Below are 16569 nucleotides of genomic sequence, written 5' to 3' on the forward strand. Positions count from 1 at the left end.
CCAGGGCCGGAAACGGAATGAGACCCATGAGAATTACCGGCAAGATCAACGCCATCGTGGCCATACTCGGCATCGTAACCATAGGTGTCGGCGCCATCGCCATTTATGCGATCAATGCAATGCATAGCACCGCCGAGGAGTTCGACAGAACATCCTCGCGGGCACTCTTGATGCAGCAGATCGGAACCCAGGTCATCCAGGCAAGCAAGTCATCGAGCGGGGTCTACCTCGCCGAAGGCTCGGCCGAAGCCGCCAAATACGGCAAAGAAGTCATGTCCGCGCTCGATGAAATCGACACCGCCTTTGCCCAGCTGGTGGATCTCACCCCTTCCGAAGACATGCCCGTCGTCGACGAGCTCGGCAAGAACCTCGCAAATTATCGCGCAGAACGCACGGAATTGGTGCGCCGGGGTGTAGAAATCAGCCCCGATGCAGCCCGCGCCTACGGCACCAGCGACGAAGTGCGCGGGGGGCGCAAAGGTTTGCAGACGAGCCTGGCGGCGGGTGTCGAGAATGTCGCTGCGCGCCTCGATCCGCTTCGCTCCCACATGCTGTCGCTCAACGAGAGCATGCTTATCCTGATCTGTTCCGTCATCGCCGTCGGACTGATCATCGGCGTCGGCATCGCGATGTGGATCGGCACCCGCCAGATCAGCCGTCCCCTCGTCCGCCTCACCGGTACGTTGAAGCGTATGGGCGGAGGCGACCTCAACGTCTCTATCGAGCAGAAGCGCTCCGGCGACGAGATCGGCGAAATCTGGGAAGCCACGGAACATTTCCTCGTCGCGCTCAAGGAGACGGAGACGCTGCGCGAACAGCAGCAGCAGGCTGAAGAGCGTGCAGAGGCGGACAAGCGCCAGATGATGAACGCGCTCGCTGACGATTTCGAACACGAAGTCTCGAGCGTCGTGCGCTCGGTCGTTTCCGCCGCAACGCAGCTGAAGCAGTCGGCTTCGACGATGGGCGCATCTGCTGACGAGACGAACCATCAGTCGACGGTGGTCGCAGCCGCGGCCGAACAGGCGACTGTGAATGTTCAGACGGTTGCCTCGGCCGCTGAAGAACTTGCCGCCTCCGTCCGCGAGATCGGCCAGCAGGTGGCAATGTCGGCGACCATCGCAGGCCAGGCCAACAGCCAGGCCACCAACACCGGTGAAGTGGTGCGCGGCCTCGCCTCCAGTGCCCAGCGCATCGGCCAGGTCGTCAACTTGATCACCGACATCGCGGCCCAGACGAACCTCTTGGCTTTGAACGCGACGATCGAGGCAGCCCGCGCCGGTGAAGCCGGCAAGGGCTTCGCGGTCGTCGCCATGGAAGTGAAGACGCTCGCCGAGCAGACCTCCAAGGCAACCGGCGAGATCTCGCAGCAGATCACGGCCGTGCAGGAAGCCACCAACGAGGTCGTCAAGGCGATCGAATCGATCACCGGCACGATCAAACAGATCGACGAGATTTCTTCGACGATCGCCTCTTCGGTGGAAGAGCAGGGCTCGGCAACGGGCGAGATCGCCCAGAACGTCCAGCAGGCCGCCGAAGGGACCCAGGAAGTGTCGACGAGCATCGTCTCGGTGTCGCGGGCAGCCAACGAGACCGGACGCGTCTCAAGCGAAATCGTGCAGGCTGCCGGCGACCTCGACAGCCAGGCCGAGAACTTACGCAGCCAGGTCGATGCCTTCATCGGCCGCGTACGGGCTGCCTAATAACAGAGCATCACAATGCTCGTCTTTTGACTTGCGTCGGCCCGTAGGGCCGGCGCGACCCTTGCAGGAGTTCGGAAAATGAAAATAAGTCATAAAATATATATGATGCTGGGCGTGCTAGGCGTCGCAAGCATCTTTGTCGGGGGAATGGGTCTTTATGCTTTGAAGCGTAGCGAGAATTTGGCCGAACGCTACGCGCGTAACGCGGAAATGACGATCCGCATGGAACGGGTCAACGGTCTTATCTCCAAAGTCGTGATGGATTCACGCGGCATCTATGTGAGCAAAACACCGGAAAAGACGAAGGCATTCGCCGCGGGCCTCATGCAGAGCCTCGACGAACTCGACGCCGCTGCCGCCGAAGCGCGGAGTTTCGTCAGGACGCCGGAGAGAGCCAAAGCCTTCGACAGGGTTCTCGCAGGAATCGCCGAGTTTCGCGACTACCGCACCGAGACCGTCCGCCTCGGCCTCGAGGTCTCGCCAGCTGCAGCCAATGCACAAGGCAACACCGACGAAAACCGGGCGAACCGCAAGGCTCTGCAAACCGACGTCGACGCCGTGAGAGCCGATCTCCAGCACGAGCTGAAGCCGATCCTTGCCGAGATGTCCACCCTTGGAGAGCGCATGACGCTACTGATCGTGGCAACGATGCTGATCGGGCTCGCAGCCGGCGCGGCCATCGCCGTGTGGATCGGTACGCGTCAGATCAGCCGCCCGCTCACCCGCGTCAGCGGTACGCTGAAGCGCATGGCGGCCGGCGATCTCGACGTGACAATCGAGCAGAACCGTTCCTCCGATGAGATCGGAGAGCTGTGGGGCACCACGGAGCACTTCCTTCAGGAGTTGCGCGAGAACGAACGGCTGCGCGCCGAACAGCAGCAGGCGGGAGCGCACGCGGAAGAGAAGAAGCGCCAGATGATGAACGCGCTCGCCGACGATTTCGAACGCGAGGTTTCAGGCGTTGTCCGCTCGGTCGTTTCGGCGGCAGCACAGCTTAAGCAATCCGCCTCCACCATGGGGGCCTCGGCGCAGGAAACAAACCAGCAGTCGACCGTGGTTGCGGCCGCCGCCGAACAGGCGACGACCAACGTCCAGACGGTCGCATCGGCCGCCGAAGAGCTTGCCGCCTCGGTCCGCGAGATCGGTCAGCAGGTGTCGATGGCCGCGAGCGTCGCCGACCAGGCGAACGGTCAGGCCTCCAATACCAGTGAAGTGGTTCGCGGTCTTGCCGCCAGCGCCCAGCGCATCGGCCAGGTCGTCAATCTGATCACCGATATTGCCTCGCAGACCAATCTGTTGGCCCTCAACGCCACCATCGAGGCGGCACGGGCCGGCGAGGCCGGCAAGGGTTTTGCCGTCGTCGCCATGGAAGTGAAGACGCTCGCAGAACAGACGTCCAAGGCAACCGGCGAGATCTCGCAGCAGATCACGGCCGTGCAGGAAGCCACCCACGAGGTCGTCAAGGCCATCGAATCGATCACCGGCACGATCAAACAGATCGACGAGATTTCTTCGACGATCGCCTCTTCGGTGGAAGAGCAGGGCTCGGCAACGGGCGAGATCGCTCAGAACGTCCAGCAGGCCGCTCAGGGCACCCAGGAGGTGTCGACGAGCATCGTCTCTGTGTCGCGTGCGGCCAACGAAACCGGGCGGGTTTCCGGAGAGATCGTGCAAGCGGCAGGCGATCTTGACAGCCAGGCGGAGAATCTCCGTGCGCAGGTCGACGCGTTCATCGGCCGAGTGCGTGCCGCTTAACTCGCAGACTACGGGACCGGCTTAGCCGGATCACCGACCTATTTAACGCTCCGACAGGCCCTCCGAAAGGGGGGCCTGTTTGCGTCTGTGGCCCAAAGAATACGACGCTCGGACCCATCCAAAATCACCCGCAAAATACATCCAGAAAGAGATCTTTCGACAAGCTACACGCAAGTCTTGAGTGGTTTTGTTCTGCCTGCGAGGCGAGACGAGGTCCGCGAATCGTCTGAGATTTCAGCGTCTTCAGCACACTTCACTTGCACGCAAATCACCGCTGCAATGCCACGGGGCATCGGAGGGCGTATCCCACAGGCACAAGAAATGCGGCCTGTTTGGCCGCCCGGTCAGTCCGTCAGTCCGTCAAGCCGTCGGCTGCGAGCAGACGACGGACAGGTCCGTCCAAATGCATGTCGGACGATCTGACACCCGACACTGCACGTGCAGCAGACAACTACCCCGGCAGGCGAGCCATCAACTGCCAGCTACGAGCAAGCTTTGAAAGCTAGATGCTGGGCAGGCTCGGAACGGAGAACGTGATGAAGCTGAATTTGAAATCAACGCTGACGGCAATTTTCGGCGTCCTGGTCGTCCTTATGGTCGCCCTCGGCTGGACGTCCGTAAGCAAACTCGCTCAGATCCAGGCGAACGTCGAGAACGAGGCCCTTAACTGGGTTCCGAGCATCGACACGATCAATAAGATCAACACCGCCACCTCTGACCTGCGCATCGCACAGATTGCCAATCTCCTGGCCACCGACCCGCAGGACCAGCAGACTCTGAAAGCTGCAATCGCGGAAAATATCGGGGAAATCGCCACGCTTCGCGCGAAGTACGAGCCGCTGATTTCCTCCGATGAAGAGCGTAAGCTCTATCAGGATTTCTCCGCCAAGTTCACCGAGTATCTCAGCCTCGAGCCGCAGGTCGCCCGCCTCATCGCAGCCGGACAGACCGCGGAAGCCAACGACCTGCTTCGCGGTCAGATGAAGCGGATCTTCGATTCCTTCTCCAACGACCTGATGAGCGCCGTCCAGATCAACAACGAGGGCGCCGCAAGCGACTACGAGAAGTCGGTTTCGGCCTACAATTCCGCGCGGCTGCAGCTCTTCATCGCCATTGCCTTCGGCGTCATCATTGCCGGCGCCGCGATGGTCTACGTCTCCACCGGCGTGATCCGCCCGATCGGCCGCATCACCGGCGTCATGACCGATTTGAGCGCCGGCAAGCTCGACACCGAAATCCCGTATGCCGACAAGCAGAACGAGATTGGCGAAATGTCGAAGGCGATCGCGATCTTCCGCGACGGTCTCGCCGAGGCCGAGCGTCTGCGCGGCGAACAGGAAGAGCTCGCTGCGCGCGCCGAAGAAGACAAGCGCAAGGCCATGCACGCACTCGCCGACGATTTCGATCGGGAAGTCTCGAGCATCGTGCGCACGGTGGTCTCCGCCGTCACCCAGCTGAAGCAGTCGGCCTCCACGATGAGTTCATCCGCAGAGGAGACCAATCGCCAGTCGACCGTTGTCGCGGCCGCCGCCGAACAGGCGACGACCAACGTCCAGACGGTCGCCTCCGCAGCCGAGGAACTTGCCGCCTCTGTCCGTGAAATCGGTCAGCAGGTGTCGATGGCCGCCAACGTCGCCGGGCAGGCGAACGGTCAGGCGTCGAACACCGGCGAAGTGGTCCGCGGTCTTGCCGCCAGCGCCCAGCGCATCGGCCAGGTCGTCAACTTGATCACCGACATCGCCTCGCAGACCAATCTGCTGGCCCTGAACGCCACCATCGAAGCGGCCCGCGCCGGTGAAGCCGGGAAGGGTTTTGCAGTCGTCGCCATGGAAGTGAAGACGCTCGCCGAGCAGACATCCAAGGCCACTGGCGAGATCTCTCAGCAGATCACGGCCGTGCAGGAAGCCACCAACGAGGTCGTCAAGGCGATCGAATCGATCACCGGCACGATCAAGCAGATCGACGAGATCTCTTCGACGATCGCCTCCTCGGTCGAGGAGCAGGGCTCTGCCACCGGCGAGATCGCCCAGAACGTCCAGCAGGCCGCGCAGGGCACTCAGGAGGTTTCCTCCAACATCGTCGCCGTGACGAGTGCCGCCAACGACACCGGGCGCGTCTCAAGCGAGATCGTCCACGCCGCCACCGACCTTGATACCCAGGCCGCAAGCCTGCGTCAGCAGGTCGACATCTTCATCGAACGGGTGCGGGCCGCTTAGGCCCCTCCCTCCCGAAAGCCAATCGGAGCCCCCGCAATGGATGAACTGCTTCGCGAGTTCCTGACTGAGACGAACGAGAGCCTGGACGTCGCCGACGTCGAGCTCGTGAAGTTCGAACAGGAACCGAACAACGCCGCCATTCTCAACAACATCTTCCGTCTCGTGCACACCATCAAGGGCACCTGCGGTTTCATCGGTCTGCCTCGCCTCGCGAAGCTTGCCCATGCCGCAGAGACGTTGATGGACAAGTTCCGCGAAGGCGTGCCCGTCACGCCGGCAGCGGTGAGCCTGGTCCTCAAGACCATCGACAGGATCAAGGACATCCTGGCGAAGCTCGAAGAGAACGGCGGGCAGGAGCCTGAAGGAAGCGACGCAGACCTCATCGAACTTCTGGAAAAGATGGCGGCGGGGGAAACCGTTTCAGAGGAGGTCGTCGAAGAGGCCGAGGTGACCGTCGGCACCCTCGTCGACCAGGTGCTGGAACGTCCGCTGATGCCGGGTGAAATTCCGCTCGACGAACTGGAGCGGATCTTCCGCGAGACGGAAGTTGAAAACCCGGCTGCCAAGGGGAAAACGAAGGCGAAGAAGGCTCCGGCCAAAGCCAAAGAAAAGGCTTCTCCCGCAGCTGCGCCTTCAAAGAAGGAAGAGCCCGAGACGAAGGCACCGGTCGCCAAGGCACCCGAAACTCCGGCCAAAAAGCCGGGTGAAGAGCAGCCTGCCGCGAACAACAACAGCTCGAGCGTCTCTTCACAGTCGATCCGCGTCAATCTCGATGCCCTCGAGCATTTGATGACGATGGTCTCTGAGCTGGTTCTGACCCGCAATCAGCTCATGGAGATCGCGCGCCGTCAGGAAGATTCCGACTTCAAGGTCTCGCTGCAGCGTCTGTCGACGGTGACGGCCGAGCTTCAGGAAGGCGTCATGCGCACGCGCATGCAGCCGATTGGCCATGCGTGGCAGAAGCTGCCCCGCATCGTGCGCGACCTTGCGCAGGATCTGGGCAAGCAGATCGAGCTGGAGATGGTGGGCGCGGATACCGAGCTCGACCGCCAGGTCCTCGACCTGATCAAAGATCCGCTCACCCACATGGTGCGCAACTCCGCCGACCACGGTCTGGAGACGACGGAAGAGCGCCGCCTCGCCGGCAAGCCCGAGAAGGGGCTGGTGCGGCTTTCCGCCTTCCATGAGGGCGGCCACATCATCATCGAAATCACCGATGACGGTCGCGGCCTCAACACCGATCGCATCCGCGAGAAAGCGCTTGAAAACCGTCTGGCGACGGAAGCCGAACTCGCCAAGATGTCGGATGCTCAGATCCATCGCTTTATCTTCCACGCCGGCTTCTCGACGGCGGAAAAGGTGACGAGCGTGTCGGGCCGTGGCGTCGGCATGGACGTCGTGCGTTCCAACATCGAGATCATCGGTGGCAATGTCGACGTGCGCTCGACGCAGGGCAAAGGCTCGACCTTCGTCATCAAGATCCCGCTCACCCTGGCGATCGTGCCGGCTCTGATCGTGGAAGTTGCCGGCGAACGTTTCGCGGTGCCGCAGCTGGCCGTGGTCGAGCTCGTCCGTATCCAGCCGGATTCCGAGCACAAGATCGAGCGTCTCAAGGACGCGCCCGTCCTTCGGCTGCGTGACAAGCTCCTGCCGATCGTTCATCTCGGTGCGCTTCTCGGCAGCGTCAAAGACGAGGTCGCAGACCAGGAGAGCGGCTTCATTGCCGTCATGCAGGTCGGCAATCAGATCTTTGGTGTCATCGTCGACGCGGTCTTCCACACCGAAGAAATCGTGGTGAAGCCGATGTCGTCCATGCTGCGCCACATCGGCATGTTCTCAGGCTCGACGATCCTCGGCGACGGACGCGTGATCATGATCGTCGATCCGAACGGTGTTGCCCAACAGGCTGCAAGCAGCATCGATCAGACGATCGCCGCGGCCACCGCCGACGCCGAAGAGCAGGAGGAAACCAACGACGCCGTTTCCATGCTCGTCTTCCGGGCGGGCGGTCGCGAGCCGAAAGCAGTGCCGCTGTCGCTCGTCACGCGTCTTGAGGAATTCGAGACCGAAAAAGTCGAATGGGCTGGCGGTCAGCCGATCCTCAACTACCGCGGTGCGCTCATCCCGCTCGTCTACGTCAACCATGAGGTGGAACAGCGCACGACGGGAACCCAGCCGATGCTCGTCTTCTCCGACAACGGCAACACGATGGGTCTCGTGGTCGACGAAATCGTCGACATCGTCCAGGAGCCGCTCAATATCGAGCTTCCCTCCGAGACACCGGGGCTTCTCGGCAGCGCTGTGCTCGGCGGCAAGGCGACGGACATCGTCGACATTTCGCACTTCCTCGAGATTGCCTTCCGCGACGCGCCCGAACAGGCCGAACGCAAGGGCAAGAAGCTCCTCTTCGTCGGCGGCAACGTCTTCTACCGCAACATGGTGGAGCCGATCCTGCGCAGTGCCGGATATCGGGTGTCGCTGGCCTCGAACGCGGAAGATGCACTTGCTCAGATTACGGAAGGGCACCGCTTCGACCTCGTGGTCACCGACCTCGACACTCCGGCGATGGACCCGGCCGCCTTCGCGGCCGCCGTTCGCAGCCAGGCGGACATGCAGCATGTCCCCTTGATGGCACTCGGCAGCCCCAAGTCTCGGGTGCGCCCGGGTGAGGAAAACCTCATTGGCTTCGATCGCATCGCAACGAAGGTCGATCGCAGCGAACTCATCGCGGCGATCAAGCAATGCGCCCCGATCTATGGAGAAGCAGCATGAGCCAGCATAACGTCCACGACGTGCGGACGTCGGCCGCCAATCAGTACGTCACCGTCCGCATCGGTGGCCAGCGCTTCGGCCTCCCGATCGCAGCGGTCCACGAGGTGTTCGTCCCTGAACAGGTGACGCGCGTTCCTCTCGCTCCGAAAGAAGTGGAAGGCGTCCTTAATCTGCGTGGACGCATCGTCACCACCATCGATCTTCGCCAGTTGCTCGGCTTCCCGCCGAGCGATGCGAAAGAAAAGATGGCCGTCGGCATCGAGTACAAGAGCGAATCTTTCGGCCTCATCATCGATGAGGTCGGCGAGGTCATGCACCTGGAAGAGACGCTCGAGCCCTGCCCCCCGAACCTCGACCCGCGCTGGGCGGAGATCGTCAAGGGTGTCTATCACGTCTCGGGCGAATTGATGTTGATCCTCGACGTCGAAGCAGCCCTCGCCCGCGTAACTGTCGCTCTTGCTGCCTGACACAAGCAGCATTCCAAGGAGCCCGCGATGAAAACCTGCCTTGTGGTGGATGATTCCTCCGTTGTTCGAAAGGTGGCCCGACGCATGCTGGAAGAGATGAGCTTCCAGGTGCGCGAAGCCGACAATGGCGAGACCGCGATGGAGCGGTGCCAGGAAGCAATGCCGGATGCGATCCTTCTGGATTGGAACATGCCGGTCACCGACGGTCCGCATTTCCTCCGGGCTCTGCGCAAGCGGCCGGACGGGGAGGCTCCGCGGGTGATCTTCTGCACGACCGAGAATGATCTCGATCACATCGCGCGCGCCATCGAGGACGGTGCCGACGAATACATCATGAAGCCCTATGACGCCGACATCCTGCGCGAGAAGCTGGAATCCGTCGGCATTCTGGCGAGGGCAACATGAACGCGATCGCCGCACCTCCGCCTGGCGCCCGCCCCGCTGCGGTCCGCCCGAAGAGCGACGAGCCTATCCGTGTCATGGTGGTCGATGATTCCGCGTTCATTCGCGGCATCCTCTCCCGCTGGATCTCCGAGGAGCCGGACCTCACTCTCATCGCCTCCCATCCCAACGGGCGGCGGGCGGTGGATGACGTCGTCCGGTCCCAGCCCGATGTCGCCATTCTCGACATCGAGATGCCGGAGATGGACGGGCTGCAGGCTCTGCCCCTCATTCTCGAAAAGCGACCGGGCACGGCCGTCATCATGGCCTCGACGCTCACGCGCCGTGGCGCCGAGGTCAGCATTCGTGCTCTGACCTTGGGAGCAGCCGATTACGTCCCCAAACCCGATTCCACCAACGGCCTGCTGGCCGCGGCCGACTTCCGCCACGACCTGATTTCCAAGGTACGCAGCCTTGGTGCCGGGGTTCGTCGCGGCAAGAGCTTCCGCACGCCGGCTCCGGCCACCGCCCGGCAGACGCCGGGGACATCGGCGCCGGCAGCCGCACGTGCGGCTGTCATCCCCGCCACGGCCAAGCCTAAGGTCCGTCTGCGCCCCGCATCAATGAGCGCGGTGCGTGCCCTGGCGATCGGCAGCTCTACTGGCGGTCCGCAGGCACTGACGCGCTTCTTCACCGATGCCGGCAGTGCGCTGACAACCATCCCGGTGTTCGTGACACAGCACATGCCGCCGACCTTCACCACGATCCTGGCCGAGCACATCGCTAAGGCGTCGGGTCGTCCGGCCGCCGAAGGGATCGATGGCGAGCCCGTGCGTCCCGGTCACATCTACGTGGCTCCGGGTGGCAAGCACATGCTGGTAGTAAAATCGAACGGCACTACGGTGATCAAGCTCTCAGATGCACCGCCCGTCAACTTCTGCAAGCCGGCAGTGGATCCGATGTTTCAATCGATCGCTGACATCTATGGCAGCGCCACCCTTGCACTCGTTCTCACCGGCATGGGCTCCGACGGTGCCAAGGGCGCGACCATCATCGCCGATGGCGGCGGCGCCGTCATCGCGCAGGACGAAGCTTCGAGCGTGGTCTGGGGCATGCCAGGCGCGACCGCAGAGGTCGGAGCCTGCTCCGAAATTCTACCGATAACGGAAATCGGACCCCGCGTGGTTCGGCGAATCTCAGGGGGACGCTCATGATCACACCTGCGGACTACGAGTTCTTCCAGAGATATCTGAAGGCGCAATCGGGCCTCGTGCTGCAGGAAGGGAAAACCTACCTGCTCGAGTCCCGTCTGCTTCCGGTAGCGACGCATTTCGGGCTGCCGAGCATCGCAGCACTTGCCGCGAAGTTGCGGCAGGGCTCCATGGACATCGGCAAGGCCGTCGTCGATGCGATGACGACCAACGAGTCTTTCTTCTTTCGAGACAAGACACCGTTCGACCTGTTCAGCGACGTGATGCTGCCGACATTGTTGCGCAATCGCCCCGTCACGCAGCCGTTGCGCATCTGGTGCGCGGCAGCCTCCTCCGGCCAGGAGCCCTACTCTCTCGCCATGATCCTTCGCGAGAAAGTGGGGATGGTCGGCGGTCGCAAGGTCGAAATCATCGCGACCGACATTTCCGACGACATGCTGAAACGGGCGAGCGCCGGCATCTACACGCAGTTTGAGGTTCAGCGCGGCCTCCCGGTCCAGCTCCTCCTCAAATACTTCAAGAAGAGTGGAGAAAACTGGCAGATTTCCGACGATATCCGACGGATGGTGACATTCAGAAATCTCAACCTGCTGCACTCCTTCACGACCCTCGGCATGCTCGACATCGTCTTCTGCCGTAATGTGCTGATCTACTTCGACGCGGCCACGAAGGGTGACATTCTCGATCGGGTCTCCCGCAATTTGCGGCCGGACGGCTATCTGGTACTCGGCGGCGCCGAGACGGTCGTTGGTGTGAGCAGCAAGTTCACGCTCGTCCCCGGGCAGCGCAACCTCTACGGGCTGGCGGCAAGCCAATCGGCCGTCGTCGCGGCCTGATCAAAAGCCGCTCCGCACCCATGCGGAGCGGCTATTTCTTTCACGGGCATGCCACCGCGCATCGGCTGGTCTATAAACATGAGGGACCCGTGATAGGCTCAAGCTTCGGCTTGCCAGGATAGGTCCGCCAGAGTACCTTTTAGGCGAAGCGGCAGCGAAGTGGCGGCGCCTGCCGCGGCTCCCACGCCGCCAGCGAAGACCGGCCCGCCTCCATGACAAGAAAGCTTCTCCTCGTCCTCATCGTCGCGGCTCTCATCCTCGGCGTCGGTTATTCCTATTGGCCCGAAATCAGGGCCATGGTGACCGGCGAGAACGAGAATGCAGCCCTCGCCTCGAGCAACGGCCGGATCGAAGCGGTCGAGATCGACATCGCAAGCAAGACGGCCGGCCGTCTGCAGGACGTCTATGTGCGAGAAGGCGACTATGTCGCCGCCGGCGAAAAACTCGCCAAGATGGATACCGCTACGCTTGAGGCGCAGTTGCGCGAAGCCGAGGCACAATTGCGCTCTGCCGAGATCGGCATCGAAACGGCAAACAGCCAGGTCACGCAGCGCCAGGCGGAAAAAGACGCCGCCGAAGCCACCGTTGCACAGCAAGAGGCGACGCTCGAAGCCGCGGAAAAGCGCCTCACCCGCAGCCAGACCTTGCAGGAACGCGGCACCGGTTCCGTGCAGCAATACGACGACGACAAGGCCGCTTTCGAAGGCGCCAAGGCCGCCCTTGCCGCGGCAAAGGCAAAGGTGGCGGCCGCCGATGCGGCTCTCGGCTATGCACGCTCGGGCGTCGTGACGGCGGAGGCACAGGTGGACGCGATGCGTGCCACGGTCGAGCGGATCAAGACAGATCTCGACGACAGCACCCTCACATCGCCGCGGATCGGGCGCGTGCAGTACCGCATCGCCGAGCCTGGCGAAGTCGTAAATGCCGGCAGCGCGATTTTGAACCTCGTCGACCTGTCGGATGTCTACATGACGTTCTTCCTGCCGACACTTCAGGCGGGTCGCGTGGCGCTCGGTGCCGAAGCCCGCATCGTGCTCGACGCGGCCCCGCAATATGTGATCCCGGCGACCATTTCCTACGTCGCCGATGTCGCTCAATTCACGCCGAAGACGGTGGAAACCGCCGAAGAGCGGCAGAAACTGATGTTCCGCATCAAGGCCCAAATCCCCACCGACCTTCTGAAGGAGCATATCCGCTACGTGAAAACGGGGCTGCCGGGGATGGCCTATGTGAAGATCGACGGCAGCGCCGAGTGGCCGGATAACCTCAAGGTCAATCTGCCGCAAAAGGGCGCGCCCGAGCCTGAGCCCGGGGGCGCGATGACGGGCGCGGAATGAAGCCGCCCCTCCCGACCGTCCCTTCCGACAGCGAGACGCCCCCGCCCGTCGCAACCCTCGCGCATGTGGGGCTGCGCTTTGGTGCCACGCAGGCGCTCGACGATATCACCCTCGACATTCCGGCCGGGCGCGCCGTGGCGCTCATCGGCCCCGACGGCGTCGGCAAATCGAGCCTCTTTTCCCTCGTCTCCGGAGCCCGCCGCATCCAGAAGGGCGAGGTTGAGGTGCTCGGCGGCAGCATGAAGGATTCCGGCCACCGCGCCGCCGTCTGCCCGCGCATCGCCTATATGCCGCAAGGGCTCGGCAAGAACCTCTATCCGACGCTGTCGGTGTCTGAAAACCTCGATTTCTTTGCCCGCCTCTTTGGCCACGGAAAGGCGGAGCGCGAACGCCGCATCCACGAGCTGACCGAAGCCACCGGCCTTGGACCCTTTCTGACGCGCCCGGCGGGAAAGCTATCAGGCGGCATGAAACAGAAGCTCGGCCTTTGCTGCGCGCTCATTCACGACCCCGACCTCCTTCTCCTCGACGAGCCGACGACCGGCGTCGATCCCCTCTCCCGCCGTCAATTCTGGGAACTGATCGACCAGATCCGGGCCGACCGCCCGACCATGAGCGTCGTGGTCGCCACCGCCTATATGGAAGAGGCCGCACGTTTCGACTGGCTCGTCGCCATGGATGGCGGGCAGGTGCTCGCGACGGGAACCGCGGACGAGCTTCTGGCCGAAACCGGAACGCAGACGCTCGAGGCTGCCTTCATCGCGCTTCTGCCCGAGGAAAAGCAGGCCGGTTATCAGCCAGTCGTCATCCCGCCGCAGGCACAAGAGGACAACGGCGTCCCCGCCATTGAGGCGGAAGGGCTGACCATGCGCTTCGGCGCCTTCACCGCCGTGGACCATGTGAGCTTTCGCATTCCGCGCGGCGAGATCTTCGGCTTCCTCGGCTCCAATGGCTGCGGCAAAACCACGACGATGAAGATGCTGACGGGCCTGCTCGCCCCCTCAGAAGGCCGGGCCTTTCTCTTCGGCGAAGAGGTCGATCCGCGCGACCTCACCACCCGAGAGCGGGTGGGATACATGTCGCAAGCCTTCTCGCTCTACACCGAGCTGTCGGTGAAACAGAATCTCGAGCTCCATGCCCGTCTCTTTCGGGTGCCGGAGGCAGACATTCCGGCGCGCATCCGCGAGATGGTGGAACGTTTCGACCTCGCCGAAATCCTCGACGATTTCCCCGATTCCCTGCCGCTGGGGCACCGTCAACGTCTCTCGCTCGCGGTCGCCATGATCCACAAGCCGGAGATGCTCATCCTCGACGAGCCCACCTCCGGCGTCGATCTCGTCGCGCGAGACGCGTTCTGGCGGATGATCGTCGAGCTATCGCGACGCGACGGGGTGACAATCTTCATCTCGACGCACTTCATGAACGAGGCGGCACGCTGCGACCGCATTTCGCTCATGCATGCCGGCAAGGTGCTGGTGACCGACAGGCCGAAAGACCTGGTCGAAAAGCGCGGAGCCGCCTCTCTCGAAGATGCCTTCATCTCCTATCTGGAAGAGGCGGGGGCAGATGAGGAACAGGCGCCGAAGGCAACGGCCCTCGTCACCCAGGATCCGGCGCCTGAGACGCGACCCGCACGCCGCTTTTTCGATCTCCGGCGCATGGCGAGCTATTCGCGCCGCGAAAGCCAGGAGGTCCGCCGCGACCCGATCCGCCTGACGCTCGCCATCGTCGGCAGCGTGATTTTGATGTTCATCATGGGCTACGGCATCAGTCTCGACGTGGAGGATTTGAGCTTCGCCGTCCTCGACCGCGACCAGACCGGCCTGTCGCACGATTATGCCTTCAACATCGCCGGTTCACGCTACTTCATCGAGAAACCGCCGATCACGAGTTACGAAGATCTCGACCAGCGCATGCGCGCCGGAGAAATCGGCCTGGCGATCGAAATCCCGCCGGGCTTCGCCCGCGATGTCGCGCGCGGCGACAATGTCGAGATCGGCGCCTGGATCGATGGCGCCATGCCGACACGGGCGGAGACGATCAAAAGCTATGTGCAAGGGATGCACACCCAGTGGCTGCTCGCCAAGGCGAAGGAAACCGGCCGCTCGACCGGCCTTGCCGGTCTCGTCGATCTAGAGACCCGCTTCCGCTACAATCCGGACGTGAAGAGCATCGTCGCCATGGTACCTGCCGTGATCCCGATCCTCTTGATGCTGATCCCCGCGATGCTGGCGGCTTTGAGCGTCGTGCGCGAAAAGGAGCTCGGCTCCATCGTCAATTTCTACGTGACGCCGACGACGAAGCTGGAATTTCTGCTCGGCAAGCAGATCCCCTATGTCATTCTCGGTTGGCTGAGCTTCTTGCTTCTGACGGCACTCGCCGTGACGGTTTTCGCAGTCCCCTTCAAAGGCAGTTTTCTCGCGCTTGCGACGGCGGCCTTCCTTTACGTGTGCTCGGCAACCGCTCTCGGCCTATTCATGTCGACTTTCATGAAAAGCCAGATCGCCTCGATTTTCGGCGTTGCGATCCTGACGATCCTTCCGGCCGTCAACTTTTCTGGCCTAACCGACCCGGTTTCGGCGCTCGAAGGTATCGGCAGATTGGTCGGAGAGATCTATCCGACGGCACATTTTCTCACGATCGCACGCGGCACCTTCTCAAAGAGCCTCGGATTCTCGGAGTTGAGCGGAGCTTTCCTGCCGCTGGCGCTCGCGACCCCGGTGCTCCTTGCCGCCACCGCCCTTCTCCTCAAAAAACAGGAGCGGTGAGATGCGGCTCGCCAATATCGGCAATCTCGGGGTGAAGGAACTGCGCAGCCTGGTGCGCGATCCGATGATGCTCATCCTCATCGTCTATGCCTTCACGCTTGGCGTCTATGCGGCGGCCACCTCGATGCCGGAAAGCCTCAACCGCGCCACCATCGGCATCGTCGACGAGGACCGATCACCGCTCTCGACGCGCATCGTCTCAGACTTCTACCCACCCTATTTCGTGCCTCCGAAGATGATCACCGCTTCGGAAATGGACCAGCGGATGGACGCCGGCCTCGACACCTTTGCGCTGGTCATACCGCCTGATTTCCAGCGCGACATGCTGGCCGGGCGCACCCCGGCTCTGCAGCTCAATGTCGATGCGACGCTCATCACCCAGGCCTTCACGGGATCAGGCTATATCCAGTCGATCGTTCTGGGAGAGGTTGAGGATTTCGCCCGCCACTACCGTGCCGTCGATCAGCTCCCGGTCGAATTGGAGCTGCGGGCCCGCTTCAATCCCATGCTCGATCGCGCCTGGTTCGGCTCCATCATGGAGGTGATCAACAACATCACGCTCCTGTCGATCGTGCTGACGGGAGCCGCCCTCATCCGCGAGCGCGAGCATGGCACGGTGGAGCATCTTCTCGTCATGCCCGTGACGCCGTTCGAGATCATGGCAGCAAAGATCTGGGCGATGGGCCTCGTCGTCGTCGTGTCCTGCTTCCTGTCGCTCACCGTCGTCATCGAGGGGCTTCTTTCGGTGCCGATCGAAGGCTCGATCGCGCTTTTCCTGGCGGGCGCAGCGCTGCATGTCTTCGCCTCGACATCGATCGGCATCTTCCTGGCAACGCTGGCGCGATCGATGCCACAATTCGGGCTTCTGCTGATCCTCGTCCTTCTGCCGCTCGAGATGCTCTCAGGCGGCATGACGCCGCGCGAAAGCATGCCCGATATCGTCCAGACGATCATGCTCGCGGCACCGAACACGCATTTCGTCTCGCTGGCGCAGGCGATCCTTTATCGCGGCGCAGGCTTCAGTGTCGTGTGGCCGCAATTCCTCGCAATCGCAGCGATCGGAGCGGTCCTCTTCACCCTGGCGCTGACCCGCTTTCGCAAGACGATCACGGAAATGGCGTGAGCT

The 16569-nt window shown here is 62.5% G+C and carries 11 protein-coding genes; all 11 read left to right on the forward strand.

All coding sequences use genetic code 11. The features are described from left to right. The first annotated feature begins 17 nt into the window (after positions 1 to 17). The 11 genes from NYQ83_RS11325 (at position 18) to NYQ83_RS11375 (ending at position 16566) form a co-directional block, all read left to right on the forward strand. Positions 18 to 1700 (forward strand): methyl-accepting chemotaxis protein, encoded by a 1683-nt coding sequence (locus NYQ83_RS11325; protein ID WP_261214728.1) that lies wholly within the window; start codon positions 18 to 20, stop codon positions 1698 to 1700. A 78-nt stretch (positions 1701 to 1778) separates the two neighbouring features. Further along, complete coding sequence (locus tag NYQ83_RS11330) at positions 1779 to 3455, forward strand: methyl-accepting chemotaxis protein (RefSeq protein ID WP_261214730.1); 1677 nt, start codon at positions 1779 to 1781, stop codon at positions 3453 to 3455. 536 nt (positions 3456 to 3991) lie between these two features. Then, a complete protein-coding gene (locus tag NYQ83_RS11335) occupies positions 3992 to 5671 on the forward strand; it encodes a methyl-accepting chemotaxis protein (protein ID WP_261214731.1) in 1680 nt (559 codons plus the stop codon). A 36-nt stretch (positions 5672 to 5707) separates the two neighbouring features. Beyond that, on the forward strand, positions 5708 to 8443 hold the full coding sequence (locus tag NYQ83_RS11340) for a chemotaxis protein CheW (RefSeq protein ID WP_261214732.1): 2736 nt from the start codon (positions 5708 to 5710) through the stop codon (positions 8441 to 8443). After that, a complete protein-coding gene (locus NYQ83_RS11345) occupies positions 8440 to 8910 on the forward strand; it encodes a chemotaxis protein CheW (RefSeq protein ID WP_234628815.1) in 471 nt (156 codons plus the stop codon). Before NYQ83_RS11340 ends, NYQ83_RS11345 begins: the two co-directional genes overlap by 4 nt. A 27-nt stretch (positions 8911 to 8937) precedes the next feature. Further along, positions 8938 to 9315, forward strand: a complete 378-nt coding sequence (locus NYQ83_RS11350; RefSeq protein ID WP_261214733.1) for a response regulator — start codon at positions 8938 to 8940, stop codon at positions 9313 to 9315. A 74-nt stretch (positions 9316 to 9389) separates the two neighbouring features. Further along, the gene (locus NYQ83_RS11355) at positions 9390 to 10505 is read left to right on the forward strand and encodes a chemotaxis response regulator protein-glutamate methylesterase (protein ID WP_261215184.1); all 1116 of its coding nucleotides are present in this window, start codon (positions 9390 to 9392) and stop codon (positions 10503 to 10505) included. Continuing rightward, entirely contained in the window at positions 10502 to 11338 is an 837-nt protein-coding gene (locus tag NYQ83_RS11360; protein ID WP_261214734.1) for a CheR family methyltransferase, read from the forward strand. The genes NYQ83_RS11355 and NYQ83_RS11360 overlap by 4 nt, the downstream gene beginning before the upstream one ends. A gap of 212 nt (positions 11339 to 11550) precedes the next feature. Beyond that, positions 11551 to 12675, forward strand: a complete 1125-nt coding sequence (locus tag NYQ83_RS11365) for an HlyD family secretion protein (protein ID WP_261214736.1) — start codon at positions 11551 to 11553, stop codon at positions 12673 to 12675. Further along, complete coding sequence (rbbA, locus tag NYQ83_RS11370; protein ID WP_261214738.1) at positions 12672 to 15443, forward strand: ribosome-associated ATPase/putative transporter RbbA; 2772 nt, start codon at positions 12672 to 12674, stop codon at positions 15441 to 15443. The genes NYQ83_RS11365 and rbbA overlap by 4 nt, the downstream gene beginning before the upstream one ends. Before the next feature lies 1 nt (position 15444). Further along, entirely contained in the window at positions 15445 to 16566 is a 1122-nt protein-coding gene (locus tag NYQ83_RS11375; protein ID WP_261214740.1) for an ABC transporter permease, read from the forward strand. Positions 16567 to 16569: the final 3 nt, after the last annotated feature.

The organism is Afifella sp. JA880, from assembly GCF_025379905.1.
In the GTDB taxonomy this organism is placed as follows: domain Bacteria; phylum Pseudomonadota; class Alphaproteobacteria; order Rhizobiales; family Afifellaceae; genus Afifella; species Afifella aestuarii.